The following is a 25,844-nucleotide window of genomic DNA, read 5'->3' as shown; positions in this document are numbered from 1 at the left end:
GCCTCAAGGCTAGACACCAACGGTTATGCCCGCGCCATTCGGCAGCTGATTCTCAGTGGCCGTTTCACTGTTCACGGAAACAACACGAAGGCGGATGAGATGAGTGAAACATTTTCCGATCCTCCTGGCTCGACGATCGCGTCGGCTCCGACGCTCTATCGGCACAGCGGCAAGGTCTCGCCGGTCAGTTTGGTGATCGCGGCCGTGGTGCTGATTCCGTTGGGGATTCTGTTTGGCGCGATCTACTCGGCGGCCGTCGTCTACCTTCCGTTCATCAAGCTTCGTGGGCTGGTCACCTTTTTTGTCGGCGGCGGATTCGGTCTGATCGCCGGTTCGCTGTGCTTCAAGTTGAAGTATCGCAGTCGGCTGATGGTGTTCCTGACCGTGATCGGATTCACCGCGATCGGTTACTACAGTTCATGGGCGGTGCACCCGGCGTTGGTGATCGGCCCCGGCGAACTCGGCGGTGACTTCGTCCCATTGATGATCCAAGGCTTTGACCCGATCGTGATTTTGGGCTGGATGAAAGGCATCTTTGCCGAGGGCATTTGGGCGATGGGCGGGGGCGGCGCGGGGGCGCTTTCCGGCTGGGGAGCGGTCGCGATCTGGGTGCTGGAAGCTGCACTGATCTTCGGAACCGCCTACGTTTCGGGAATGGCCGCCTATGGCAATCGACCCTTTTGCGAACACTGTTACCGATGGAATGACGAGACCGAAGAGTTGGCCGTGCTGCCCGTTTCCACCACCGACCCGGCCTGGATGCAGATCCGCAACGGAAACTTTGACGCACTGAAGAAGCTGCAAATCGCATCGGATTCCGATGCCGCCTATGTCGAACTGAGACTCGCCGATTGTCCGACCTGCGACGAGAGTGATTATCTGTCCGCGATCGGAATCACATTGACGGTGGACGAGGGGCAGCTAAAAAAGAACGAAACCGATATCTTTCGAAATCTGAGTGTGACCCGGGCGCAACGTGACGAAATCGTCGACTTTGCCGCCGCCATGGCAGAAGCCGTCCAGGTGATGAAGGAGGAGGAAGAGGCCTTGAATGAAGCAGCCACGGACGAAGACGAATTGCCACCCGGTGATCCCATCGACCCGAACGAGTCAGCTCCATGACCGATGACGCGGCACCCGGCCACGCCACGACGATGCCACGTCAATCCGTCTATGTTTCAGCCGTGGATTGGTGGATCGCGGTCCTGCTGATGCTGGGGCCGCTGATTTGTGTCGGCTTGACGGCCCTGCTGTTGCAACAGGGCCGGCAGCAGGACGCCCTGATTTGCCTGCTGGCCGGAGCCGGGACCCTGCTGGTCACGGGCATGTTCACCGTCCCTTGTCGATACACCATCCTGCCGGACACGTTGTCGATCCGTTGCGGCATCCTGTTTCAACGCGTCCCACTGCATCAGGTCAAGGCGATCGAGCCGAGCAGCAGCTGGTTGAGTGGACCGGCACTGTCGGTGCGGCGGGTCAAAATCAGCACCGCCTCGCGCTTCTATCTCGTGTCGCCGGTCGATCGGGAACGGTTCATCGAAGAACTGACCGAAGCGGTCAAGCAAGTGGCCTAAGCGACCAAGTGGCGTAAGCTTCCAGCTTGCGTTCAGCCTGGAATTCGCAAGCCGAAAGCTTACGCCACTTTTTTGAAGACGTATTCGTTGCAGCCCCAGCCGTTGCCGACGGTGGTCAGGTTGATCAGCTGGAAATGCTTGGCGACCAACGGCACGATGATGGCTTCAGGTTTGGCAACTTCAAAGGGCAGCCCGCCGATCCAGTCGACCCAATCGTGCCACGCCGACATGCCGCGATCGGTTCGCTTTTTCCGCCAGTCGGCGAAAGGCAGCGGGTTGCGACCGCCGACCAGCCGGGCCAGTGCGAATTTGAATTCGTACCACGACGCTACCGCCGTGACCCAAACGGGGCGCGCCCACTTCGGCAATCGATGGTAGATCTGCTTGATCTTTAGCCAACGCCGACTGCCGCCGCCCTGGTCGTTATAGATCGCGATCGCAAATCGTCCACCGACCGCCACCCGCGCCGCTGCCAGTTCGATCGCGCGATCCATTCGCCCGGTGTGATGGAGCACACCCCAGCTGTAGACGACATCAAATGGTCCCAGCGATTCCATCAGCGATTCATCCAACGCGGACCCCTGAAGAATTTCCCACTTCGTCGGGTCCGTCGATTCACGCTGCCGGAGTTGTTCCGTGCAGGCGACACTGTGATGATCAAAGTCGATCGACACGACCTCCGCCCCCAAACGAGAGGCGGCTAGGGAAAACAGTCCGCTGCCGCTGCCGAGATCCAGGAATCGTTGACCTTCCAGCGGACGTCCGGCGGCGTCATCAAGACACAGCAGTCCGGTCAACGAACGGCATGCCTGGTCGATGCGATCTTCGTCCAGATGGTTTAGAAACGACGTCCAGTTTTCGCCGAACGCGAACCGCGTTTCGCTCATTCTGTTTCCAAGTCCAAGAGAAACTGTTTGGTCTGCAGCCCGCCCGGCGCGCTGAAGCCTCGTAAGCCACCCCCGGTGCTGACCACTCGGTGACAGGGGATGACCAACAGAATGCGGTTGCGTGCCATCGCCGCCCCGACCGCGCGGCTGGCTGCCTTGTTGCCCGCCCGCCGCGCCAGTTCCTGGTAGGTGATCGTCGTGCCCGGTGCGATCGCTCGACAACACCGATAGACCTGTTTGGTAAACGGCGTCCAGCCCTGTGTGTCCACCTCGATGGCATCGAAATCTGCGTGGCCGGTCGTGAAGTACTCGCGCAACCGTTGATCCAAATCTTCCACGCGAGCGTCAACGTCGCCTGGCCCGTCATCGGCGCCTGGCCCCTGATGAAGGCCTGGGCGTTCTTGCCAACGCAACGAATAAAGTCCCGCCGCGGTCCACGTCGAAACCATGGTCCCCAACGCGGTCCAATGATCCCGTTCCACGCCGGTCTGCGCGGTCAATTGAGCGGTCGTCAAGTTCATGGCGGGTGAACCGAGTCGAAGGGGGCGGAGTTTGCGCGATGCCCTGTTATACGCTAACGATGCATTCTCAACATCGCCCGTTTGTCTTCAATCCAGTCGGTCAACGAATCCCGGACGGCTCGTCCCAGGGTGCCGTCGCGATAAACCAGCCGCGCGTAGCCGGTTTGTCCGGGCATCACGCGGTCGGTTTCGCCGCCGACCAGATCGATCAGCACCGGAAACCTGGGAGCGATCAACTCCATCGCATCCGAATCACCAGTCGCCTGCGGGTTCGGTCGAACCGGTAACGGGCCTCCGGCATCAGCCCCCAGGGCGGCGTGCGGCAGCGACAGTTCGGCCCGCGGCAACACGCGATCGATTCGGCCCGCGATCGGTCGCTCGCCCATGCCCCACAAGCGGACATCGACACGTTGAGCTTGGGCACGCCGAAATGCGTCGACATCGGCTTGATCGACGAGCCCCAGCATTTTTTCGCTTCCATGGGATCCGATCACCAACAAACGTTCGCCCCGGTGGATGTACGTCCCCAAACACGATTCCACATCACACTGCGCAATCACACCGTCCGCCGGCGAGCAAACGACCAGCCCGGCGAGTTGTCGTTGCAGTTGTACCAATCGGCTTCGCAGCGCCGCTTGCACCTTCTGCTCCACACCTGCCGCGGCGATCGATTCGGCACTGAGAAAGCTTCGATAGCGTGCATCGGATGTTTCCAGATCCAACAACACATCGCGGTACTCCAGCTCCAGTTCGCGATTGCTCAGCCGAGCCAGGATCTGTCCGCGCGAGACAACGTCTCCGACTGAAACCGAAAGTTGGTCCAAGAATCCATCCGCGCCGATTCGTACTTCGTACGGACGGTGGTAGTCGACGACCAGCGGTACGGTTCCACGCGAGTACCACGGCACGACCGACCAGCACATCCAGCAGGTTCCGGTGGCAACCGCGGTGAGACACGCCATGCGGCGATAACGCACCGAGCGGTTTTTCATGATCATGAGGATCCAGCGGTAACACGGCAATCCCGCCCACAATCCGATTGCGACGATCGCGATCGCTTTTCCCACCCCGTGCATCAACACTTCGGCCGAGAGGAGCAGTGAGAGACAGACGAGCCAGCGCCACAGCAGCGATGCGATGGCATACGTGACCACGACCGCCGCACTGCCCTCGCTTCGATCGGGACTGCGGACATCCATTCCAAGCAAATAGCGACGCGTCGCAGTGGCCAGCCACTGCCGTCCATGCGTCGCCAGGTTGGGCAATTCCAGGGCGTCGGTCATCATGTAGTACCCGTCGAAACGCATTAACGGGTTCGCGTTGACCAACAGCGTCATCACCGATGCGGTCACAATTACATTCATCGCATGCTGACGGACCAACGGATCGAAGCTGGATGTCCACACCAACGCCGCGATCGCCGCACAGAAGATTTCGGCGTACATTCCCGCCGCCGAAATCAAAACCCGCTGCCACTTGCCGTCGATTCTCCAGCCGCTGGTCACATCGACATAGGGCATCGGTGCAAAGAGAATCAGCACGATCCCCGACTCGCGGACATGGCCTCCGAATCGACGACAGGCCAACGCGTGACCGGCCTCGTGAATCAGCTTCAACCCCAACCAGGTCGCCAACAGCACCAACCAGTTCTCCCGCGCCAGGACGTGGACCCCGGCGCCAGAGAACTCGTCCCACGATCCCCACAGTGCAAACGCCGCGCGGCCGACCACAAGAATCCAGATCACCCACCCCCAGACGCCGAAAAAAAGTTTGGCCAACGGATCCAGATGACGCAAAACCGGCATCGGATTGAACAGCGGAATCTTCTGGATCATCGGATTGACGCTGCCCAGCAGTCTGCGCGTCTGCTGTTTGACACGCCCCTCCTCCAGCCGATTCTCGGAACGCGACTGTTCGGTCGTGATGATGGAACATTCCAGCAGCCACTTGCAAAGCGTGGCGACTTCGCGTTCGTCCAGACCATCGCTGCCGCAGATCTCGGCCGTCTGGCCTATCGCGTCGGCGATCGTCGTTTGACCATCCAACAACGAAACGAACGTGTATTCGGCAAGTCCGAGTCGATAGAACTTGCTGCACAACACGTCTTCGATCAGATAACACGTCCGCCCACCATAAACCTGGACCGAGACACGCACGTCATCGCGAACCGAGGGGTAGGTCCCAAGGACGTCGACGGTGTGGTGCGGGGCGGGGGGGAGAGAAGTTTCAAGTTTCAAGTTTCAAGTTTCAAGTTTCAAGTTTCAAGTTTCAAGTTTCAGGTTTCAGGTTTCAGGTTTCAGGTTTCAGGTTTTGAGATTTGAGATTTGAGATTTGAGATTTGAGATTTGAGATTTGAGACATCCTCCCGCGCTTCAGAAAAACCAGGCCGCCCTGGCTTTCTCCGCGGCGTGATGAAACAAAATCCATGCGATGCGTTTTGAATCGGTGCTGACCTTTGCGGTTCCTTGCATGCCGGGACGCAGGGTTCGATCGGAATTTCCCAGGATCACTTCGGCGACGAAGACGTTGCGTTGATCCCGCACTTCGGCGCGGGGGCGGATCTTGTCGATCGTTCCTTCCGCGGTCTTGCTTCCCATGCCGTCCAGAAACAGCGTCACGCGGTCACCGACTTCGACGTGCGTGACCTCTTCGGCGGGGACCGCCACCTCGACACGCAGACGCTCCAGTGGTGCGACCTCATACAACACTTGTCCCTTGGTCACCGGATAGTTTTCTCGCCGATCCAGACTTCCCGACAGGACGATGCCGTCGATCGGGCTGCGGACTTGAAGATTCGATTGCCGGAACCGCAAGAGTTCTTTCTTGTTCGCCAAGGCTCGGGCTTGCAAGTCGGCCATCACCGCTTGCGGTGTTTCGTAGCGGGCTTGGTGCGAGTCCCGTTGCGCTTCGGCCCGCGAGTGTTCCGCCGTCACGCCGGCCAGTTCCCACAAGATCTCGCTGCCGTCCAGGTTTGCAAGACACTGTCCCGCACGCACCACGTCGCCCGGTTCGGCCAAGGTGGTTTCCAGCAATCCGTCATGCGGCGCGACGCAGAATCGGCGTTCAACCGGTTCGGTCACGCTTTGGCATCGAATCGAATACGGCCAGGGACAGGCCAGCATGATGCCGGCGGCAAGCATGACGAGCAACGCGACGATCTGCTTCGCGCGATGTTGTTTCGCAATCACGCCGCGAAGCATCCGGCCGGCGGCGCTACCTTGATGTCGCGCGACAACACTCAACGCCTCTCCCACGGGTTGTTCGATGGCCGAAAGAAAACGCGTGAATTCCGGAACGGTGGCTAATTCACGTCGGCCGGTGGCTGCCAACGCTCCGATGATTTGTCCTTCGCGGTCTTTCAAGGGGACCGTGATCACCAAAGAATCGCGACCGGCAAACTGTTTGTGGGCCAACAATTGATGCGTCCGGAATCCGGGCAACGGCGGCCAGGAGCCGATCGTTCCGCGTCCGACCGCTTCATCCAAGACTGCTTTCATGTTGAGCGTGGTTTCGCAATAGGGGTCGATCGTCGGCAACTTGGACGCCGCCCTGACGTGGCAGGCACCCGCCGCATCGCGGCTCCGTCGCCGCCCGACCGAGCCGACGAATACCTGGTCGCATGCAAGGTGTTTTTGCAGCTGTGCCGCGGTGACCAGGCATGCCTGATCAATCGTTTCCGCGTCTTGAATGCGCTGAACCAGTTCGAGCGTCGCCGCGGCCATCCGTGTTTGGCCGGCCGATTCCTCAAGTCGCTGTTGCTGTGATGCGTATTGAAGGAAGCTCAGGACGGTCTGGGCGACACTCAACTCGATCGCCCGCTGTGCATTGCCGATCGGCCATTCCACGACGGTCACGACGGCGGCAAATTCCAACGACCTCGTGGCCAACGCGATGCATTCCAACCGGTCGTCGACGCTTGACGCGATCACCGGTCGCCCCTCGGCCAGCGATTCGGTCGCCCTTGGCAACAACCACGCCTGGAGTTTGTGGACGTCGTGTTTCGCCGCATCCAGCGTATGCGAGGCAATCGAAAGAACGCCGTTGTTGGCACGTCGCACCAGCAGAACGCCCCGTACCGCGGGGCGCTCCGCCTGCAGACGCAGCGCGTCGGCGATGGTCCGATGAAGGTTCTGGCCGCGCGACAGCAACCCCATCAGTCGCGTCTGGAGGTCCGCGATCCAGTGCAGCTGTTGTGGGGCATCGGCACCTTCGTCGTGGCGGGGCCGAATGGTCCGGCCGATCGCCAGGGGCATCTGCGCGGTGTCGCTTCGCAGTTGGTCCATCGCTGTGCTAGTCCCTTGGTGTGGGCGTCAGCGTTGCCGGGCGAATCCTCTCGCGGGTGGTCCTCAATTGACAGCGCACTCCACTTCGATAGTGACGATTCGGGTTGTCGATCAGCAGGTCGACACGCACTCGTCCGCTGTCCGCTTCGGTCACGACACCGACATAGTCGATGCGACCGACGCAACGTTGATCGGATTCCGTCAGCCACAGGTCAACCTCTGTCATTGAATCCAGCCAACCGGCGACCGAGGTTGGCACAAACAGCGTGACACGCAATCGATCCAGTTGCACAACGGTGGCGACATGTGGTTCTTGCTGTGACACGTACTCTCCAGGCTGCTTCGTCACGTCGGTGATCACGCCGGAGATCGGGCTGTAGACCCGTCGTTGCTCGATGCGAGCTTCGATTTCACGCAATTCCAGTTTTCTCAGCCGCATCTCTTGCCGCGCCGCTTCGACCTCTAACATGGCCACCGACGCATCGGCTTTCGCGCGGCGAACCTCTTCGACACTGCCCGCACCATCGTCGAGCAGTTGTTGAAGTTTTTCATAGCGCTGTTGCTTCAAATCGGATTCGATGGTCAGGGCATCGATTCGTGATGTGGATTCGGCCTTGGCGGCGGCAACGTTTCGGTTCGCCTGTAACACGTCGCAGTCGAGCGTCATCAGCAACTGCCGCGCATCGACCGTCATTCCGCGATGGATCAAGACCGTGTCGACCGAGCCGCTCTCAGCGACGCAGAGTTTGATTTCGCGAAACGGCTCGGTGAATCCGCTGAAGCTGTCGAGGTGTTCCGCCGGCGTGTCGATCTGCTTTGGCGCGTCGATTTGGGTGTGGCGGGGTGGCGTGGCATGACAGTGGTCGGCGCCCAGGAAATGACATGCGCAACAACAAACGACCAGCAGGCCGCTGAAGAGGTGTGGGGCAGTGATGTTCATGGTGACGTTCGGCGTGCCCTCCTTGGTTTGAGCCGTGTTGCCGATTTCCTCAGGCGCGTCTGGCCAGCGACGATTGCACCGATTCCATCCAATCGTCATGGGCGACCATGCGTTGCCGCTGCACCAGCGCATCGGCTTCGGCTTGTCGTTGCAGTCGCCGCAGCGCGACAGAGAAGTCTTTGCGACATTCACCGGTCGGTCCGGCCGAGGCACGCATTTCCGCCGCCAAATCCGGATCGCGCGATTGAATCATTTCGTCATCGGCGGCGGCATAAAACTGGCAGCTTCCCGGGTCGCCTTGGCGGGCGGCGCGGCCGGCGAGTTGGCGATCGACCCGCTGGCAGGCGTGCATCGCGGCGGCCGCGACGTGCAGTCCTCCGGCCGCCAAGGCTTGGGCGTCGGGTTTGATGTCGGTGCCGCGACCGGCCATGTTCGTCGCGACGGTTACGGCTCCCGAGACGCCGGCCCGGCGGACGATCGACGCTTCCTCTTCATCTTGCAAGCCGTTTAGAACGACGTGCGCAATTCCTTGCTCGGTCAAACGGCGACTCAGCAGTTTGCTTTCGTGAATCGTCCCGGTACCGATCAAGACCGGCTGGCCGCGGCGACTGCGCCCTGCCGCGTCATCGGCGATCGCGTCGAATTTTCGCTGGCACGAATCAAAGCATCGCAGTGGAAGTTGCTGACGGACGCAGGGCTTGTTGGTTTCGATCCGCACGACCGGCAATCGATAGAATTCTCGCAGTTCCGATGCGCTGTCCGAAGCGGTTCCGGTCAGACCCGCGACACCTTCGTAAAACCCGATGTAGCGTTGCCGAGTGATGCGGGCGTGCGTTTCATTTTCATCGGTCAGCTCGACTTGTTCTTTGGCCTCGACTGCCTGGTGCAACCCGCTGCTCCATTTTCGTTCGTCGTGGATGCGGCCCGTGTTTTGGTCGACGATCAGGACCTGGCCTTCTTGCACGACGTAGTCGACGTCGCATTGCAGGATCTGCTCGGCCCGCAATGCGTTTTCCACCAATTGGCTCCAGGGGCGGGCGAGTTGACCCGGCGGCCGTGAATCAAACGATTGGTGAATACGTTTCCAGCCGTCGGGGGTCAACCGAATTGTGCGTTTGATCGGGTCGATGATGTAGTCATCCTCTTCGCTCAAGTTCATTGAGATGCGGCGGGCAAATTGATACAGGGCCGGCGAGGTCGCGGCGCTGCTTTTACCCCCGGCCAAGATCAGCGGTGTGGTGGCTTCGTCGATCAACACGCTATCGGCTTCGTCGATGATCGCGAACGCATGTCCGCGTTGGGCGGGCATCGCTTCACGGCTGTCGATCCCTTGCAGTGAGTGGAGGAATCGTTCACCGAGTCGCGTTCGGTGACGAGCACGAAGTGCCAATTGATCCTTCAGGAAATCGAATCCGAATTCATAGCCCGGGCCATAGGTGATGTCGCGGGCGTAGGCTTCAATTTTCTCTTCGACGGGTCCTTGGGGTTGCAGCAGTCCGACGCTGAACCCGAGCAAGTCATAGACCGGTTTGAGTTCGTCGTGGTCGCGGCGGGAGAGGTAGTCGTTGGTGGTCGCGACGTGCACGCCACGCCCCGACCAGGCATGCAGTACCGTCGGCAGCGCCGTCGTGATCGTTTTGCCTTCTCCCGTTTGAATCTCGGCGATGGTCCCGGCGGCCAGCACGAAACCGCCGCACAGCTGGACGTCGTAGTACGACATGCCCGTGGCCCGCCGCAACGCCTCGCCGGTCAAGGCAAACGATTCGATCGCGTTGTCCCGGACGAGGGCATCATCCCGAGATCGAATCCGGTCGCGACACTGTGAGGCGGAGGATCGAAATGTTCGCTCGTCGAGCGATGCGAGTTGCCGGCCGCGGGCGCGAACCCGCTGGATCCAGTCTTGAGTCGATTTTCCCACCGACTGCAGGCCGCGCTTCGGTTGCCCGGTGATGCCACGGTAGCTGGTGATGGTGGGATGGGACTGAAGCATGGACGACGCGCCGGAGCGGAGATGACCGAGGGAGACACGTCATGAAAATCGACGTTTTCGCCTCGACAACTTCACGCGTCTTGCCGAGCCGATGCAAGAGAGTGCAGGGAAAGCGGTCGCCAGGCGTGAGAATCGTTGCGGCAAGCATGATCGGGCACGCGATGCAACCGCTAAAATTTGCCTGAGGCAAATCTGTCGCTGTCTGGCGAAGGACAGTAGGTGCGGACGTGTGCACCTTGCGGTGCAGGGGTCGCAAGCTGGAAGCTTACGCCACTTGTTCTTCCGGCGGTGTACACCTCTTTCATACCGCCGGCTACTCACCGAGATCCCTTTGGGGACGTCTCCGCTAACCGCGGCGGATTTCGCTGCCTTTGAAATAGAGCGCGATTCGATAGACCTTCTTTTGGCAGCAGGAAATCCTGCCGGTCTCCAAGTCGACTCGTTCGGGGATCGCTCGGCGGCGGACATCGATCATCGCGTGATAGCCCCGTTCGGAAAAGATGTCGATCAACATCTGCAGGGCGAGCGGGTTGTCCAAGACCGGGTCTTCGCTGCTGATCGTGGCCCGTCCGGAAATGGCGTGCCGGAGGATGATCGGGACCAATTTGGCTTCGATCAATTCGACGACGGCATGGAAAATCTCTCCGTGGTCGTATTCATAGCCGTCCAGACGGCGGACCAGATCACGGCGGGCGTGTTGGACGATGTCGCTGGCCAGCGGAATGTCGCCGATGGCGTGGAACGTTCGCGGATCGAGTTCGAGTGAACTTTGGTACTCGAGTTCGTTGAGGATGTTTTCTTGGACAACGACCAGATCGGCTTGGGCGTTGATGAAGTGGAAGTGGAAAATCTGTTTGAGCGAGACGAGCGCGTCGTAGGTTTTTTCTTTGAAGACTCGATAGCGGTTTCGCGCCAGGGCTTCGTTGAAGTCCGTGGCCCGTTCTTCCCAGAGCTCGCCGATCCCGCTCCGCGCGACCTCTTCGTTGTGCGCGATGACTTGCCGTCCGCGCGAGAGTTGGCGTTTGACGCTCTCGGATTCGTCGACAAACAGCACCATGATGTGAAACACCGGCGGCTTCATGTGTTCGACGTTCGGATTGTCGATCAACTCGCGGCGGAGTGATTTCATGCGGTCGTAGAGCGCCTTGAGGCATTCGACCTGGACCTTGGTGCGGGGGAAACCGTCCAGGATCGCGCCGTTTTGGAATTCCGGTTCGAGCAGTTTGCGGAACACCAGCGAGACGACTTCACGGTCGCCGACCATGCCGCCCTGGGCCTTGATCGCCTTGGCGTCGGGTGAGTTGAGCAGCTCGCTGACGACGATCGGTTTGGCGGTGATGTCGCGGACTTGCCGAATGAAGTCGGTGTTGGTGCCCTTGCCCGCACCCGGGGCCCCCCCCAGCAAGATCAGCTCGGTGGGGAACCGGAGGTTCAATTTCCCTTTTTCAAACTCCAATTCTTTCCAGACGGAATTGAAAATCAATTGCGCGTCTTTGACCTCAAGATCGGCCGGCGGAATCGGCTTGGGTTCGGGATCAGCAGCTGGATTCACGATAAAAAGGCGGGCTTAAGAGTAGAGGGGCGGAAGCGGCGGCTTCAGGAGAGCGTATAGGGTAGCACGGGCGGTTCAATACGGCACGCCGATCGAATCGCACAAGAAACGCATCAGCGGTCGGGCCTGTTTGACCCGCTGGACGATCAAATCCACGATCGCATCGCCGGTCAGTTCCGCCTCGCTCAGCGGCGCGATCGCGACGAAGTCCTTGCGGCGCAGGTCCTCGATCAGCGGATGGTCCTTGGGGTAGTCCCGGGGGGCCGTTTTCAGACTTTCGCCGACAAAATCAAAATCCGCCCGAAACGCTTGATTGTCGCGGGCGCGTTTCCAGGCTTTCGGGTCCGCATCGATGGCGGCCCGGATGGACGCCAGAACGCTGCTTTCCGGCCGCCACGTGCCGGCCCCGATGAAACACTCCGCCGGTTCCAGGTGCAGGTAGATGCCGGGGGCGTGGACGTCTTTGCCCGCCTGGTGCCGCAACGAGATGCCGACGTTGGTCTTGTAGGGTGTTTTGTCCTTGCCGAATCGTGTGTCTCGGTAAATCCGCAGCACCGAGCCGTTGTGCGTTTTGGGGGACACGTGCAGCATCGGGGCGCAGCGGGCGAGCGGTTTTTCCAGCCGCGCGACCAGTTCGACGGCCGGCCCGAGCACGTTCTGCTGGTAGAGCTCTTTGTGCTCGGCGAACCAGTCGCGATCGTTGTTCTGTTTCAATTTGCGCAGAAACGCAAACAGCGACTTGGGAATAATGCCTTTGCTCATCGGAGACCACTCAAGGGAGGAGATGTCGCACCGTGAGACTGTCGACTGCGAAGTTGCGACGCCAGCGGTCGGTCGCCCGCCGATCGTTGGCGCTAGCGCTGCGTCGCTTGGATGCCACGGTCCTGCACGAGTTTGGCCGTCGGCAGCGTTCTTGCCAAGTATCGCTGCGAGACGCTGATGATCGTGCGGGCGAATTCGGCTTTGGTTTGGGCATCGATCTGTGGCATGCGGTCGACCATTTCCAGCATCCCCTCGGGGTTTTTTTCACAGGCCTGAGAAATTTGGCTGATGAACTTTGCCGTTTCGACGAAGTTGTGGTCCGCCGATTTTCCGATCAGTCCGCCCAGGGAACGGGCGATGATGTCGGCCCCCAGGCTCTCGAATTTGATGTAGCAATCCAGGGTGCCGGTGACGGTGGTCGATCCGTCGGCCGCGACGGCATAGGTGCTTTTGAAGACGAACACGCCCTTGCCGAGAATCGGTTTCTGCACAAATTTTCCATCGTACATCCCGTCGGCCATGAACACGTGCAGATTGCGATCGCCGTAAAGCAAGTCGATCTGGCAGGTCGTGCCGCTGCCGTCGACCGCGTCGAGTTGGTACGGCCCGGTGCGGGTCGCCTGGACGTTGGTGATCCCCATCAAATCCCAAATCCCGATGATCGCCTCGGGTTTTCGGGTCAGAAATAGAAACAGTTCTTCGTCACAGCGAATCGCTTGGGTGGGCAAACGCCGGTACAGCGTCGGTTTCTCGGTCACCCCGGCCAGTTTGACCTTGGCGTGCGTGGTCAGCCGGTCCATCGGCAAGGCGTCGAGTAATTCATCCCGATGCGATGGGGTTCCGTCTTCGTTTCCGCCAAATAGCGAGCGGAGCCCGAACAGATCGGAGTTCGGCTCGCCATCGTTGGTGTCGCCGCGATCGCCCCCGCTGGAGTGAGCGTGGGTGGCCGAGCGATAGCGGGATTTTCCCGCCGGACCTTCCGCGGCGCAGGGCGAATCAGAAATCGCCCAGCAAACGGCCAACAGTGCCAGCATGGACTGGGCGTAGTGCACCGCCCGGGCGTACCGCACAGCCCGGCCGCATGGCCGCGACGCGGGGGTAGCGGAGACGTGCCGAAGGCGCGCGATCGTGTGTCCCGTCGTCTTGGCCACCAAAATCCCCGGATTGCGTTCGGAGTCAGCGGCCGAATCGGCCACCATCCCACCGGATTAGGATTCGGCGATTGTCGGTAAAGGAGTTGAGAGAAAACCGGTGGGCCCTCCCGGCCGAGCTTTTTCCCGGGCCCCCAGCGAGAATTCGCGGCATGATTTCAGATTTCTTGCCCAGATTCCTTCAAGTTGCCGGGACTCGACACTGCAGACCGGATCTCGATAATCGCATCCAGCAGTGCAGGTAACTCTCCCCCTTACACCCGAACGACCGATGGCGAAGAAAACGATTGACCAAGTTGACGTGGCAGGCAAAACCGTGCTGATGCGAGTCGACTTCAACGTCCCACTCGATGACAACCAAACGATTACCGACGACCGACGCATCCGCATGGCCTTGCCGAGTATCAAGAGCGTCATCGATCGTGGCGGCAAGCTGATCTTGATGAGCCACCTCGGGCGCCCCAAGGGAGAGCCGTCGGACGTCGAAAAGTTTTCGCTCGCCCCGGTCGCCATACGTCTCGGCGAACTACTGGACAAAACCGTCGCTTTTTCCAGTGACACCGTTGGGGCCGACGCCGAAGCGAAAGCGGCCGCACTGTCCGACGGCGACGTGCTGGTGCTGGAAAACCTGCGTTTCAACGACGGTGAAAAGAAAGGCGACGCGGAGTTTGCCGGCAAACTCGCCGCCATGGCTGATGTCTATTGCAACGACGCCTTCGGAACCTGTCACCGCAAAGACGCCTCGATGGTCGCGGTGCCCGAAGCGATGGCCGGCAAGTCCCGGGTCGTCGGACATCTGGTCGCCAAAGAAATTCAATACCTCAGCGACGCGATCGCCAACCCCGAACGACCGTTTGTGGCGATCTTGGGCGGCGCGAAAGTCAGCGACAAGATCAACGTGATCAACAACTTGCTGGGGATCTGCGATGCCGTGCTGATCGGCGGCGCGATGGCTTACACGTTTTCATTGGCCAAGGGCGAAGCGGTCGGAAACAGTCTGGTCGAAAAAGACAAGGTCGATCTGGCAAAGGAACTGATCGCCAAGGGCGGCGACAAATTGGTGTTGCCGGTCGACACCCACTGCGGCGACGATTTCGGGGACCCCGAGGGATGCAACAAAGAGATCGTGCCGGCGGGCGAAATCAAGGACGGCTTTGAAGGCATGGACATCGGACCGGCGACCAGCGCCCAGTACTCGAAAATCCTGGCTTCGGCCAAGACGATCGTCTGGAACGGCCCGATGGGAGTGTTTGAGAAGCCGCCGTTTGACGCCGGGACCAAAGCCGTCGCCCAAGCGGTCGCCGACAGCGATTCGATCAGCATCATCGGCGGCGGTGACAGTGCCGCAGCGGTGGACCAACTGGGATTCGCCGACCAGGTCAGCCATGTCAGCACCGGCGGCGGCGCCAGCTTGGCGATGCTCGAAGGCCAGTCCTTTGCCGCGGTCGACCTGCTCGACGAAGCCTAGGATTCCGTCAACGTTTAAACGCTGCGTGAGCCCGGAGAGGCTCGTGGCCTGTCGATTGAGTGCCTGTCGATTGAATCGATGTTCCGAAATCAGCGTGATCATGTCAGCGGCGCCGCGTTAGCGAGCGGCGCCGCATTAGCGAGCGGCGCCGCGTTAGCGAGGGGCGCCGCGTGGCCCCTTGCCGACGCGTGCGGGCTTCAATCGACAGGCCGCTCACGCCGATCCGCTACGATTTGAGCGGCAGGAACGGGCCATCACACTGCGAGCGCCCTCGGCTCCGTTGATGACCGTTTCACCGTTTGCATACCAAGTCCCGCTCGCACGGATCCGATGCCCATGACTGCCGAAGACCGACGTTTAGACGAAAGCGCCAAACGCCTTCAGAATTGGCAGCGCTGGGGACCCTACCTGTCGGAGCGACAATGGGGGACGGTTCGCGAAGATTACAGCGACGGCGGTGACGCGACGTGGAGCTACTTTCCCCACGATCATGCCCGCAGTCGGGCCTACCGCTGGGGCGAAGACGGATTGCTGGGCATCTGTGACCGCGAAGGTCGATTGTGTTTTTCGGTCGCCCTCTGGAACGGCCGCGACCCGATTCTCAAGGAACGGCTGTTCGGCGTGACAGGCCCCGAAGGCAACCACGGCGAAGACGTCAAGGAGTGCTATTACTATCTCGATAGCACGCCCACGCACAGCTACATGCGGGGCTTGTACAAGTACCCGCACGCGATTTATCCGTACGACGAATTGGTCGATGTTTCGCGCAGTCGGGAACGCACCGAACCGGAATTCGAATTGATCGATACCGGCGTGTTTGACCAATCACGCTACTTTGATGTCGAAGTCGAATACGCCAAGGCCGGTCCCGATGACATCCTGATCCGACTGAACATCACCAACCGCGGACCGCAGCCCGCCGTGCTGCACGTGTTGCCCCAGTTGTTCTTTCGCAACACGTGGACCTGGCAATGCACCGATGAAGGCTGCACGACCCGGCCGACGATGAAGCTGGTCGGCGACGTGGTCAAAACCTTTCACGAATCGCTGAACGAATTCTGGTTCGCTTGCGATTGCATGGGCACCCCGGAAACCTGGGCGTGGCTGTTCACCGACAACGAAACCAATGCCAGCCGCCATCCCGACTTGCCGTCGGAATCGGACTACTACAAAGACGCGTTCCACCACTACGTCGTCAAGGGCGAAGTCAAAACCGTCAACCCGGATCAACGCGGGACCAAGTGCGCCGCCTACGGACTGGATCTGGTGCTGCCGGGCGTGACCAAGACGATCAAGATGCGATTGTCAGGCACCCACGAGCCGATCATCAAGGAAGACTGTGGCGGCGACATCGCGAAGTTCTCGGCGGCCGCATTGGGCGAACGCTTTGATTCGATCTTTGAGACGCGAAAGCGCGAAGCCGATGCGTTTTACAAAACTCGCATCCCGGATTCGGTCGCCGAGTGCCGGCGCCCGGTCATCCGCCAAGCTTATGCCGGATTGCTGTGGACGAAACAGTTCTATCACTACGTCGTTCGCACCTGGCTGGACGGTGATCCCAACGGTCCGCCGGCCAATGAAGCACGCAAACAGGGACGCAACAGCGAGTGGCGTCACCTGTTCAACCGCGACGTGATCTCGATGCCGGACAAATGGGAGTACCCCTGGTACGCCGCCTGGGACCTGGCCTTCCACATGGTTCCGATGGCTCACTTGGATTATGGATTCGCCAGAGATCAGATGATCTTGTTCTTGCGTGAATGGTACATGCACCCCAATGGCCAAATCCCGGCCTACGAATGGCATCTCGACGATGTCAATCCGCCCGTCCACGCCTGGGGCGTTTGGCAGGTCTACAAGGCCAGCGGTCCGCCACACCATCGGGACAAATTGTTTCTCGCCCGCGCGTTTCAAAAACTGCTGCTGAATTTCACCTGGTGGGTCAATCGCAAAGACCCACGTGGCAAGAACATCTTTTCCGGCGGCTTCCTCGGGCTGGACAACATCGGCGTGTTCGACCGCAGCAAACCGCTGCCGCGCGGTCACCTGGAACAGGCCGACGGGACCGCTTGGATGGCGTTCTATTGCGGGACCATGTTGCGGATGGCGATCGAGCTGGCCGATGAAAACGAAGCCTACGGCGACATGGCCAGCAAGTTCTTTGAACACTACATCGCCATTGCCGAGGCGATGAACAGCATGGACGGCTCGGGACTTTGGGACGAGACCGAAGGGTTCTATTACGACCACCTGTATGTCGACGGACAATCCATTCCGATCCGCGTGCGCTCGCTCGTCGGGCTGTTGCCCCTGACGACCGGCGTGATTCTGGAAGAACACATCATCGACAAGTTGCCCGGTTTCAAGCGACGGATGAAATGGTTCTTGAACAGTCGCCCCGACCTGACGCAACACATGACGTACATGGAGGGCGAAGATCCCGAGGAGACGAAGGTCTCGCGACGATTGTTGGCGATCCCCAGCGAAGACCGCTTTCGACGCCTATTGAGCGTGATGCTGGACGAAACCGAGTTCCTCTCGCCCTACGGAATTCGCAGCATGTCCGCCGCCCACGGCGCCGAACCCTTCGTGTTCGACTTCGGCGGTCAACATCACGAAGTCCAATACGTTCCCGGTGAGAGTGAGAGCGGGATGTTCGGCGGCAACAGCAACTGGCGTGGGCCGATCTGGTTCCCGATGAACTACCTGATCATCCAATCGCTCAAACGCTACCACGCGTTTTACGGGGAGTCGTTTCGGGTGGAATGCCCGACCGGCAGCGGGCAGAGCATGACGCTGATGGAAGTTGCTCGGGAATTGGAAAGACGCTGCATTTCGCTGTTCGAACGCGACGAAAACGATGCCCGGCCGGCGCACGGCGAGGAAACTCGCTACCGCGACGACCCCGCCTGGAAAGACTTGATTCTGTTCTACGAGTACTTTCATGCCGACAACGGCAAGGGGCTCGGCGCCAGCCACCAAACCGGCTGGACGGCGTTGGTCGCTTCGATGATCCGCAGCCAAGCCGACGTGCCCAAACACGTCGGCAGCGAGCGGGTCCGCTGATCGGCGGATGCGTCTCCCGGTGTAACGCCCCGGCGAGCGACCAACCGGTTGATCCCATTCGATCAGAGGCCCGTCAGCGTCAACACCAGTTTTCGCGATCCGCCGTGGTTGCGATGCTCGCAGAGATAGATCCCCTGCCAGGCGCCCAGCAGTAACCGCCCGCCGCCGATCGGAATCTGGACGCTGGCCCCCATCATGCTTGCTTTGACGTGGGCGGGCATGTCGTCGCGACCCTCGATCGTATGAACGTAGGGCAGGGATTCGGGGACCGCGTGGTTCATCGCCGTTTCGAAATCCGCGCGGACGTCGGGGTCGGCGTTCTCGTTGATCGTCAGTGAGGCGCTGGTGTGTTGGATGAACACGTGCAACAGTCCCGTCTGTACGGTCGCGATCTCGGGCACACCGTTCAAGACGTCCGAGGTCACCAGATGGAATCCTCGTGGTTTGGCCGCAAGCGTCAATGTTCGCTGAACCCACATACCTAGCACCACCACTACGAAATAGTCGAACCGAAGGAACCGCGACAAAGAAAAAATTGAAACTTTTTTCCCACCCCTGCGCGATCGAAAACCTAGCGATTGTGCACCGATTTTCCACAGTCGGCAAGGTGACACGCGCCAAAGCTGTTATTTTGTAGGCTGCCCCATTGACGATCTGCCGGTGAATGGATTCACCGCGGTGGGCCACCTATGTTAAGATCTGCCCCCTTGACGCGTGAAGGGGGCATGAACCCGGTTTGCGACGTCGTCGTCAGGCCGCTCCGGCGGTGATTTTCGCCACTTGCGGGTGCCCGCAAATCAAAGCATTCCACACCCCTTCGGAGTCCTGCGGCGGCGTGGGACCACCCGACAATTTTCTTGACTCCCGTCAAGCGACGTGAATAATCCCCTCGTCCCAGCCCGGGTTGCGCGAAGTTGCGCCCGTGGGCAAAAAGTTACTGTTAACAAAGAGTGACTGTTGACGAATCACGTGCGTCTGCCTGGACCGATGCACCAAAGTCGTTCAGACATAGTTGTCGAACCCCCCAACCGATATTTTTGAGCGGAACGAAATGAAAGACATGACAAGATGCAAGAACGTCTTCGAGGCGATCCTTCGTTACGGACACGACGAAGACTTCGTGCCCCACGAAGACGACCGATTCTCGCCGACCGACGCTCCTGCCGGAAGCCCCGAGAAGATTGAAGTGCTGCGTAGCCGAGTGGAACGAGGACAACCGCTGTGGCACAACACCGACCGTATTGATTACAGCGGCCTGACCGGTGCCATCCGCCCCCGCGAATAGATCGCACCGATCAACCCCGGTTGCCGTCGTCGCACGGCAGCATCAACGCTGAGAAAGACCCAGACACCCCGCGAGCCTCGCTCGCGGGGTTTTTTCGTGGTCCAGACCTCTATTGCCGGCGCTCTACGCTTTCCCAATCGCCCGGCCCTGTCGGGTAACGAACTAAAGCGTTCACAACCGCGGTGGATCAAAATTGAGTAACGAGTTGAGTCAAGGTGAGTTTGTCGTCGTCGGCGGCAGCAGCGGAATCGGGCTGGGGATTGTCAAACGGCTTGTCCAAGAGGATTGCGCGGTCACCGTCCTGAGCCGGACCTGGGAGCACGCCGGTGCCTTGCCCGGTGTCAAGCACGTTGCAATCGACGTGACCCGAGACGAGATTTCCGGCGAGCTGCTTCCCGGCGTGATCCGCGGGCTGGCCTACTGCCCCGGATCGATTCGATTGAGATCGTTCCGTGGCATCGCGCCGGAAGCGTTTCGGGAGGATTTTGAATTGAACGTCGTCGGGGCGATCAAGTGCATCCAGGCTGCGATGAAGGGGCTGCGGGCCGCTGACGCGGCCAGCGTCGTGCTGTACAGCACCGTCGCAGTCAAGTTGGGAATCCCCCTACACGCCTCAGTCGCCGTCGCCAAAGCCGGTGTCGAGGGACTAGCCCGGACACTGGCCGCCGAGTTGTCACCCAAGATCCGTGTCAACTGCGTCGCGCCGGCGCTGGTCGACACCCCGTTGGCCAGCCAGTTCTTTGGCGACGAAGAAAAGGAGCAGGCGATGGCCGCCCGGTATCCGCTCGGACGCACCGGAACGATCGACGATATCGCGTCGATGAGCCACTATTTATTGACCGACGGGCCGTGGATCACCGGCCAGACGCTGGGGGTCGACGGGGGCATGAGCACGGTGAGGAAATAGGCCCTCGGCCGGCACGCCGTTACTCGTTGTGTGTGTTACAGGCAGAACGCGAACGCGGGTCGAGACAAACGGGTTACAATCATCGGATGGTCCATCGAAAATCGTTCCTCGTCGTCTGGCTCATCTGGGTTTCCGCCGCGAATGCCCAGCCCCCCTCACCGCGGATCATCACTTGCGGATGGAACGCGCCGACCGTCGCGCAGTTCGCCCGCGATCTGGACAAGATGCCTGGCGAATTGCCGCTGACCGGTTGCGTGTTGACGCTGCATGCCGATTCAGGAAATCCGGACCCGTTGGCCACCGCGCACGGGACCGACGACTGGAGTCAATTGGATGTCCGGCGATCGATCGAAGCTGCCGCGGCCGTTTCCAAAGAATCGATGCCGGACAACTTTCTGTTGCTCAAGGCGAATCCCGGGGCTGTGGATTGGTTCGACGATGACGGCTGGCAAACGATCGTCGACCACTATCGCATCGCCGCACGCTTGGCCCGTCAAGCAGGGTTGCGTGGGCTTTTGTTGGACTTTGAGCCCTACACGCATCCGCACCGACAATTTCAGTATTCACGACAGGCGGCTGCCACGGAGCACGACTTTGCCGACTACCAAACCGCTACCCGACGCCGCGGCCGCGAGATGATGGAGGCGATTGCGGCGGAGTTTCCCGATGCCGAAATTTGCACGTTCTTCCTGCTCAGCTACTTGATCGAAGACCACCACCATCGCGGGCCTTCCCCGGTCGGCCGCAGCGATGCCCAGTGGTGTTTGGCGGGTCACGCGTATGGGCTGTTGCCGGCACTGGTCGACGGCTGGTTGGATGTGCTTCCACCCTCGATCACCCTGATCGATGGCTGCGAAAACGGGTATTGGTTCACTTCGGCCGGCCAATTTCAAAGCTGTGCCCAAGCCGTCCGCCAGCGCGGCGTTCAACTGGTTTCCGGCGAGAATCGAGAAAAGTACAGCAATCAAGTCCGCGTTGCATTCCCGGTCTATCTGGATGCCATCCATCCCGATCTTGCCGGCCGATACACCCTCGAGCCCGCTCGGTCCGATCGGCTGGCACTGCTGAAACGGAACCTGAACGCTGCGATCGCATCCGGCGACGGATTGGTCTGGCTGTATGGCGAACAGGGCCGCTGGTGGCCCGAAGCCGGTGACGAGGCACTCTGGAAAGGCAAGGATACCTATCCGCATTGGGAGACGCAGATCCCGGGCATTTCCCGATTGATCACGTCGGTCGTCGCGGGCGCAACGCAGAAACCCGCGCCAAAGGTTCCGCCGCAAACGCGGCCATCGGCTCAACCAGACTCGGAACCGACTGCAGCGGCCGGCGATGTCGAAATTGGCGCCAGCGTGCTCGATGTTGAACCGGTTTGGGAAACGCACAACGGAGATGCACGCGGAGACGTGGTACTCGGCGACGGCCAAGTGACGATCACCGCGGCGGAGGACGCCAGCGGCATCGCGACGTTCCCTACCGAGCCGAATCGCCGCTACATGATTCAGGTGCAAGTGGTCCAGCAAGGCCGCGGATTGACGCGGATGACGGTACGCTGGAAAACGCCTGACGGACAGTGGCGGACCAGCAGGGACAATGACGTCGTCGCGTACCCGCCCGACGGTGACCCGTTCACACCGCGGACGATCACCGCGATCGTGACTGCGCCGGCCCAGCCACACCGCATGGTCGTGATCTGTAACGCATCGCGTCAATTAACCAACGACGATGCGGCCCTGTTCGGAAACTTGTTGATCGGTGTGGTCGACGATTGATCGTCCACCCCCAGGCCCGCGGTTAGCCGCGACGGCGTTCCAACAGCACCAGCATCAACAGCGCCATCAGCGACCGCAGCTCGTCGTCTTCGGGCATGTCGTTGAGCTTCTCGAGCACAAACTTGCCCTCAAACACCGCCGGCTTTTTGGTCAGTTTCAAGAGCGGTGTCCCATCGGGCCGGGAAACGATGTAGCTTGGATTGAGCAAATAGACGGCGGCCAGGCCGAGCAGCGGAATCTCGCCGAGAATGCTTTCGAGCACCTTCTTCATCGGGCTCTCTTCGCGGATCTCCATATCGACTTGGCCTTCTTGCATCACTTGGTAGTGCGCCGCCCACAACGATCGCATCCCCTTGCGACGGACCGATCCCCAGGGATTGCCTTCGGCGTCGGTGAAGCTGTAATTGGCCGAGAAGTCCAGCATCCGATCGGCTTCGATACGAAAGATCAACTGAGACAGCTTCTCGTCGTTGTAGATCTCGACCTTTTCCTTCAGCTTGAACATCTTTTGCTTGATGAACATCAGCACGTTGCCGTCGGCGTCGGTAGCGACGATCCGTTGGCCAAAGGTCAAGAGCTTGAAGCTGAGGTTGAGCGGGTACTGCATCGATCGGGGCTCGGACTAGGCTGAAAAGGTTCGGGAGACGCCCGTTGTAACCGATGAGGCGCAAAAAAACCGCGTGCCGAGATCGGACGGCACGCGGTTTCAAGAATTTTTGCGGTCTGGGCGGCGATCCGCCGAAAACCGACTACTCGGCTGCGGGAGCGGGTGCGGCTTGCGGAGCGTTCTGTTGCTGCGCCAATCCGGGGCGAACACGCTTGTTGATGTCCGTTTCCAGCACGCCAAAGACGGCTTCGTGACGGGCGATCGACATTTGCAATGCGGCCAGCAGTCGCTTGGCGGTAAAGAAGTTGACGATGATGCGTTGCTTGACTTCGATCGGCTCTTTCGGCACGCCGATCGGCTGCGGGTTGAGACCGAAATCGACGATCAGCTCTTCCGGCGACCCGGTGACGCGGCAGAAGTTTGCGTAGGTCGCTAACGTGTTGCTGTCGTTCACCTGAACTTGCACGGGTTGTTGCGTCTGCGCTTGTTCGGCCGGTGGTGCTGCAGCTTCAGGTTTCTTGGATTCATCAGCCATCGATGAGAGTTCTCCACAAAGGTTAGGGTCGCGATCGTGATCCAAAGCAGACAACGGATCGCTCAAAAAGGGGAAAGATCGATTTTGGGTTCGGTTTTCACCGATCGCGACACCGCGAGGAATTCATCCTAACGGCCGTTAGCGACAACGAAAACCGATCCACAGGGGAAATTCAGTTCATGCTTGATGCAATGAGTTAACTAGAGGCAAAGTGCGTCGACTAGGAAATTCGAGAGTGTAAATAGGGAAATGAGAGCAAACGGGCAAGACAGATTGCATCATCGCTTTAAAACTCAAAGTTGAAGGTTTTGGCGATCACTCTCCAAAGTCGTTGCCCGAGTGATTTCTTGTCGACGTGGATCTTGGCGCTGCCGCGATATCCGGGTCGTAGCGGCAGATCGGAATCGAGGATTTCCAAGGGCACGCGGGCTTGGTAGGTCACGCTACGCGGTTTGACCTGTCCGGTGGCGGGATCGATCTCGGTCTGCAGGTCGCTGCCGGTTTGGCTGGACATCGACGTCGACGTCATCCGCAACGGTTCACGCGACTTTTCGCTGATCGTTCCGGAGAAGGTTTCCAGCCGCCGCGAATCGAGCTTCATCTCGACTGCTTGGCCTTCGCGCACCAATTGGACGTCGCCTTGGTCGATCGCCAAGATCGCTTCGAAGTCATCTGCGTTGCCGATTTCGCAAAGCAAGTCGTCCGAAGTCAGCATCGCGCCACGGTTCTGTAATTCCAAGGGAGACCCCGACCAGGACGGCAGCTGGCCGTCGTTGCTGTCTCGTTCGGGACGGCGCGGGGGCGGGATGACCACGCCGGAAATCGGCGCGGTGATCGTCAGCCTGTCCATTTCGACTTGGGTTTTTTTCTTCAGTTCGGTGATCGAGTCCAGGATTTCTTGCTGTGTCTCGAGTTGTGCGGCGAGGGATCGATCGGAGAAGACGCGGTCGGCCAGCTTTTGCAGTTGAACCGTGGCCACGGCCTCTTCGATTTCGAGGTCCTTCATTCGCATTTCAAGGTCTGGGTTCTTCAGTACCGCAATCGTCTCGCCGGCCTCGACGAATTGACCGGGATCCACGGTGTCGACGATTTGCCCGACGCTGCCCGCGTAGACCCGTCCGGCTTCGGTCGGTCGAATTTCAAAGGCGCAATCCACGTGGTGCGGAAGCTTGATGAAACACACCGCGGCGATGATCACCGAGACGACCGACAGTGTGATCATCACATTAAAACGTTTCACTTTCGAAAGTCTCCCAGGAGTTCGACAGAACTTCCATGTTTGAATCACGGGCTGAGCAATCAGTCCCGAAAAACCGATCACCGCGACCATCCGGCCGATCACTTCCAAGCCGTAGGGTTCGAGCACCTTGATCACGAACCAACAGATGGAGAACACCACGACCCAGCGATAGATCACACTGGCGATGGTAAAGAGTGCAAAATAAACGCGTCCCCGTGTCGGCAAGAACGGGTCGTCTTGCAGTTCCAATCCCAAGCAAGTCTTTTGAAACCAACGTTTCAGGACTTCGGTGCTTTTTTGACGGAGGTTGGGGATCTCCAGCATGTCCATCAGGATGTAGTACCCGTCGAACCGCAGCAGCGGGTTCCCGTTGACCAAGATGGTGCTGACGACATTCAAGAACATCATGTTCAAGCACAGGTCGTTGAGTGTCGTCCCCGACTCGGTCAAAAACCACACGAAGGCGGCGATCGAGGCCAAGATCATTTCGACATAGATCCCGCCGGCGCCGATCCAAACACGCTTCCATTTGTTCGGCAGCATCCATGAATCGGAAACGTTGCAGTACAGGCAGGGCGTGAAGACCAGCAACATGAAGCCGATCTCGTGACACTCCCCGCCGAACTTTTTACAGCTCAGCCCGTGCCCGAATTCGTGCAACACTTTGACGATCGCCATCGTCGCGGCCAGGATCAACCAACGATCGGCCGCAAAGAATTGCTGGAACGTCGGCAGCCGCGCGTAGACCGTTTCGTATTGCGTCGCCAGCATCAACGACGCGGCCACGAACAATCCGATGAAGAACAGCAGTGCCGGAACGGTGAACATCCAACCGAACCACGGCAGGATCGCATTCAAGATGCGTTCGGGGTCGAAGCCGCGAAACCGCAGGGCAAAGACGTTGGCCATCTTGCCCATCATCTCTTTGTTCTTTTTCTTCCGCCCGCGATGGCGAAGCGCTTTGCCCTGGCCCGGCGAGTTGCTGATCACCAAGCCGCTGCGGTGCAACATGCCGATGAATTGTTGCAGGTCACCGAAGGTGATTTTTTGCGGGGCAAATCGCTGTTCGAATCCGTCCTTGATCTGCTGCAGACTGACGTGTCCGTCGAGCATGTTCAGGATGAAGAACTCTTCGTCATGAAAACGAAAGTACTGCAGCCCGACGGGTTCCTTCAGGACCCAATAGCCCGTCCCCTGATAGCGATGTCGACTGGACGTCAAATCAGGACGTTTGCGCACCGTGAGCGGGCGCGACGAACTGCTGACGAGAGATTCGGCAAGTGTGGCCATCTATTTCGACAAGG

Annotated in this window: 20 protein-coding genes; 7 read left to right on the top strand and 13 right to left on the bottom strand. The window is 59.8% G+C overall.

Annotated elements, in window-relative coordinates:
* Both NZK35_RS13130 and NZK35_RS13125 read left to right on the top strand, forming a co-directional pair.
* On the top strand, nt 1-1,122 hold a 1,122-nt coding region (locus NZK35_RS13130; RefSeq protein WP_259632993.1), incomplete at its 5' end, for a hypothetical protein.
* A complete protein-coding gene (locus tag NZK35_RS13125) occupies nt 1,119-1,574 on the top strand; it encodes a PH domain-containing protein (protein WP_259632992.1) in 456 nt (151 codons plus the stop codon). The genes NZK35_RS13130 and NZK35_RS13125, both read left to right, overlap by 4 nt.
* A 59-nt stretch (nt 1,575-1,633) precedes the next feature.
* Here NZK35_RS13125 and NZK35_RS13120 read toward each other — a convergent pair whose 3' ends face one another.
* The 9 genes from NZK35_RS13120 to NZK35_RS13080 all read right to left on the bottom strand — a co-directional run bounded on the left by NZK35_RS13120 (nt 1,634) and on the right by NZK35_RS13080 (nt 13,708).
* Nucleotides 1,634-2,461, bottom strand: a complete 828-nt coding sequence (locus NZK35_RS13120; RefSeq protein WP_259632991.1) for a class I SAM-dependent methyltransferase — start codon at nt 2,459-2,461, stop codon at nt 1,634-1,636.
* Nucleotides 2,458-2,982 (bottom strand): methylated-DNA--[protein]-cysteine S-methyltransferase, encoded by a 525-nt coding sequence (locus NZK35_RS13115; protein WP_259632990.1) that lies wholly within the window; start codon nt 2,980-2,982, stop codon nt 2,458-2,460. The genes NZK35_RS13120 and NZK35_RS13115 overlap by 4 nt, the downstream gene beginning before the upstream one ends.
* A 53-nt stretch (nt 2,983-3,035) precedes the next feature.
* Nucleotides 3,036-5,219: an HlyD family efflux transporter periplasmic adaptor subunit gene (locus tag NZK35_RS13110; RefSeq protein ID WP_259632989.1), complete on the bottom strand. Its 2,184-nt coding sequence runs from the start codon at nt 5,217-5,219 to the stop codon at nt 3,036-3,038.
* A 135-nt stretch (nt 5,220-5,354) separates the two neighbouring features.
* Complete coding sequence (locus tag NZK35_RS13105; RefSeq protein ID WP_259632988.1) at nt 5,355-7,265, bottom strand: efflux RND transporter periplasmic adaptor subunit; 1,911 nt, start codon at nt 7,263-7,265, stop codon at nt 5,355-5,357.
* A gap of 7 nt (nt 7,266-7,272) precedes the next feature.
* A complete protein-coding gene (locus NZK35_RS13100; RefSeq protein WP_259632987.1) occupies nt 7,273-8,205 on the bottom strand; it encodes an efflux RND transporter periplasmic adaptor subunit in 933 nt (310 codons plus the stop codon).
* Between the two features lie 49 nt (nt 8,206-8,254).
* A complete protein-coding gene (locus NZK35_RS13095; RefSeq protein ID WP_259632986.1) occupies nt 8,255-10,195 on the bottom strand; it encodes a preprotein translocase subunit SecA in 1,941 nt (646 codons plus the stop codon).
* Between the two features lie 346 nt (nt 10,196-10,541).
* Nucleotides 10,542-11,747: a nucleoside monophosphate kinase gene (locus tag NZK35_RS13090; RefSeq protein ID WP_259632985.1), complete on the bottom strand. Its 1,206-nt coding sequence runs from the start codon at nt 11,745-11,747 to the stop codon at nt 10,542-10,544.
* A 75-nt stretch (nt 11,748-11,822) separates the two neighbouring features.
* Complete coding sequence (locus tag NZK35_RS13085; RefSeq protein WP_259632984.1) at nt 11,823-12,509, bottom strand: DUF2461 domain-containing protein; 687 nt, start codon at nt 12,507-12,509, stop codon at nt 11,823-11,825.
* A gap of 92 nt (nt 12,510-12,601) precedes the next feature.
* Nucleotides 12,602-13,708 (bottom strand): hypothetical protein, encoded by a 1,107-nt coding sequence (locus NZK35_RS13080; protein WP_259632983.1) that lies wholly within the window; start codon nt 13,706-13,708, stop codon nt 12,602-12,604.
* A gap of 223 nt (nt 13,709-13,931) precedes the next feature.
* Here NZK35_RS13080 and NZK35_RS13075 point away from each other — a divergent pair, with 223 nt between their 5' ends.
* Both NZK35_RS13075 and NZK35_RS13070 read left to right on the top strand, forming a co-directional pair.
* On the top strand, nt 13,932-15,128 hold the full coding sequence (locus tag NZK35_RS13075; RefSeq protein WP_259632982.1) for a phosphoglycerate kinase: 1,197 nt from the start codon (nt 13,932-13,934) through the stop codon (nt 15,126-15,128).
* A gap of 336 nt (nt 15,129-15,464) precedes the next feature.
* Nucleotides 15,465-18,194, top strand: a complete 2,730-nt coding sequence (locus tag NZK35_RS13070; protein WP_259632981.1) for an MGH1-like glycoside hydrolase domain-containing protein — start codon at nt 15,465-15,467, stop codon at nt 18,192-18,194.
* Nucleotides 18,195-18,256: 62 nt separating this feature from the next.
* Here the strand turns inward: NZK35_RS13070 and NZK35_RS13065 are convergent, their stop codons facing one another.
* A complete protein-coding gene (locus tag NZK35_RS13065; RefSeq protein WP_259632980.1) occupies nt 18,257-18,673 on the bottom strand; it encodes a secondary thiamine-phosphate synthase enzyme YjbQ in 417 nt (138 codons plus the stop codon).
* 581 nt (nt 18,674-19,254) lie between these two features.
* On the opposite strand from NZK35_RS13065, the gene NZK35_RS13060 reads away from it, so the two are divergent.
* The 3 genes from NZK35_RS13060 to NZK35_RS13050 all read left to right on the top strand — a co-directional run bounded on the left by NZK35_RS13060 (nt 19,255) and on the right by NZK35_RS13050 (nt 22,158).
* Nucleotides 19,255-19,479 carry a hypothetical protein gene (locus NZK35_RS13060; RefSeq protein ID WP_259632979.1) on the top strand — a complete coding sequence of 75 codons (225 nt, stop codon included), beginning with the start codon at nt 19,255-19,257 and terminating at the stop codon, nt 19,477-19,479.
* Nucleotides 19,480-19,672: 193 nt separating this feature from the next.
* A complete protein-coding gene (locus NZK35_RS13055; RefSeq protein ID WP_259632978.1) occupies nt 19,673-20,386 on the top strand; it encodes an SDR family NAD(P)-dependent oxidoreductase in 714 nt (237 codons plus the stop codon).
* A gap of 86 nt (nt 20,387-20,472) precedes the next feature.
* Nucleotides 20,473-22,158, top strand: a complete 1,686-nt coding sequence (locus tag NZK35_RS13050; protein WP_259632977.1) for a hypothetical protein — start codon at nt 20,473-20,475, stop codon at nt 22,156-22,158.
* Nucleotides 22,159-22,180: 22 nt separating this feature from the next.
* Here NZK35_RS13050 and NZK35_RS13045 read toward each other — a convergent pair whose 3' ends face one another.
* The 3 genes from NZK35_RS13045 to NZK35_RS13035 form a co-directional block, all read right to left on the bottom strand.
* Nucleotides 22,181-22,765 carry an LURP-one-related family protein gene (locus NZK35_RS13045; RefSeq protein ID WP_259632976.1) on the bottom strand — a complete coding sequence of 195 codons (585 nt, stop codon included), beginning with the start codon at nt 22,763-22,765 and terminating at the stop codon, nt 22,181-22,183.
* A gap of 142 nt (nt 22,766-22,907) precedes the next feature.
* Nucleotides 22,908-23,300 carry a DUF3467 domain-containing protein gene (locus tag NZK35_RS13040; RefSeq protein WP_259632975.1) on the bottom strand — a complete coding sequence of 131 codons (393 nt, stop codon included), beginning with the start codon at nt 23,298-23,300 and terminating at the stop codon, nt 22,908-22,910.
* Between the two features lie 286 nt (nt 23,301-23,586).
* Complete coding sequence (locus NZK35_RS13035; protein ID WP_259632974.1) at nt 23,587-25,830, bottom strand: HlyD family efflux transporter periplasmic adaptor subunit; 2,244 nt, start codon at nt 25,828-25,830, stop codon at nt 23,587-23,589.
* Between the last annotated feature and the right edge of the window lie 14 nt (nt 25,831-25,844).

This window comes from Stieleria sedimenti (genome assembly GCF_025060895.1).
Lineage (GTDB): Bacteria > Planctomycetota > Planctomycetia > Pirellulales > Pirellulaceae > Stieleria > Stieleria sedimenti.
This window is presented reverse-complemented; position numbering and strand designations above follow the sequence as displayed.

Excerpts from the sequence above, each read along its gene's own strand:
- NZK35_RS13065 (WP_259632980.1), bottom strand. The coding sequence starts at position 18,673 with ATGTGGGTTCAGCGAACATTGACGCTTGCGGCCAAACCACGAGGATTC.
- NZK35_RS13080 (WP_259632983.1), bottom strand. The coding sequence starts at position 13,708 with ATGGTGGCCGATTCGGCCGCTGACTCCGAACGCAATCCGGGGATTTTG.
- NZK35_RS13035 (WP_259632974.1), bottom strand. The coding sequence starts at position 25,830 with ATGGCCACACTTGCCGAATCTCTCGTCAGCAGTTCGTCGCGCCCGCTC.
- NZK35_RS13040 (WP_259632975.1), bottom strand. The coding sequence starts at position 23,300 with ATGGCTGATGAATCCAAGAAACCTGAAGCTGCAGCACCACCGGCCGAA.
- NZK35_RS13120 (WP_259632991.1), bottom strand. The coding sequence starts at position 2,461 with ATGAGCGAAACGCGGTTCGCGTTCGGCGAAAACTGGACGTCGTTTCTA.
- NZK35_RS13070 (WP_259632981.1), top strand. The coding sequence starts at position 15,465 with ATGACTGCCGAAGACCGACGTTTAGACGAAAGCGCCAAACGCCTTCAG.
- NZK35_RS13105 (WP_259632988.1), bottom strand. The coding sequence starts at position 7,265 with ATGGACCAACTGCGAAGCGACACCGCGCAGATGCCCCTGGCGATCGGC.
- NZK35_RS13085 (WP_259632984.1), bottom strand. The coding sequence starts at position 12,509 with ATGAGCAAAGGCATTATTCCCAAGTCGCTGTTTGCGTTTCTGCGCAAA.
- NZK35_RS13095 (WP_259632986.1), bottom strand. The coding sequence starts at position 10,195 with ATGCTTCAGTCCCATCCCACCATCACCAGCTACCGTGGCATCACCGGG.
- NZK35_RS13115 (WP_259632990.1), bottom strand. The coding sequence starts at position 2,982 with ATGAACTTGACGACCGCTCAATTGACCGCGCAGACCGGCGTGGAACGG.
- NZK35_RS13045 (WP_259632976.1), bottom strand. The coding sequence starts at position 22,765 with ATGCAGTACCCGCTCAACCTCAGCTTCAAGCTCTTGACCTTTGGCCAA.
- NZK35_RS13100 (WP_259632987.1), bottom strand. The coding sequence starts at position 8,205 with ATGAACATCACTGCCCCACACCTCTTCAGCGGCCTGCTGGTCGTTTGT.
- NZK35_RS13075 (WP_259632982.1), top strand. The coding sequence starts at position 13,932 with ATGGCGAAGAAAACGATTGACCAAGTTGACGTGGCAGGCAAAACCGTG.
- NZK35_RS13125 (WP_259632992.1), top strand. The coding sequence starts at position 1,119 with ATGACCGATGACGCGGCACCCGGCCACGCCACGACGATGCCACGTCAA.
- NZK35_RS13050 (WP_259632977.1), top strand. The coding sequence starts at position 20,473 with ATGGTCCATCGAAAATCGTTCCTCGTCGTCTGGCTCATCTGGGTTTCC.
- NZK35_RS13060 (WP_259632979.1), top strand. The coding sequence starts at position 19,255 with ATGACAAGATGCAAGAACGTCTTCGAGGCGATCCTTCGTTACGGACAC.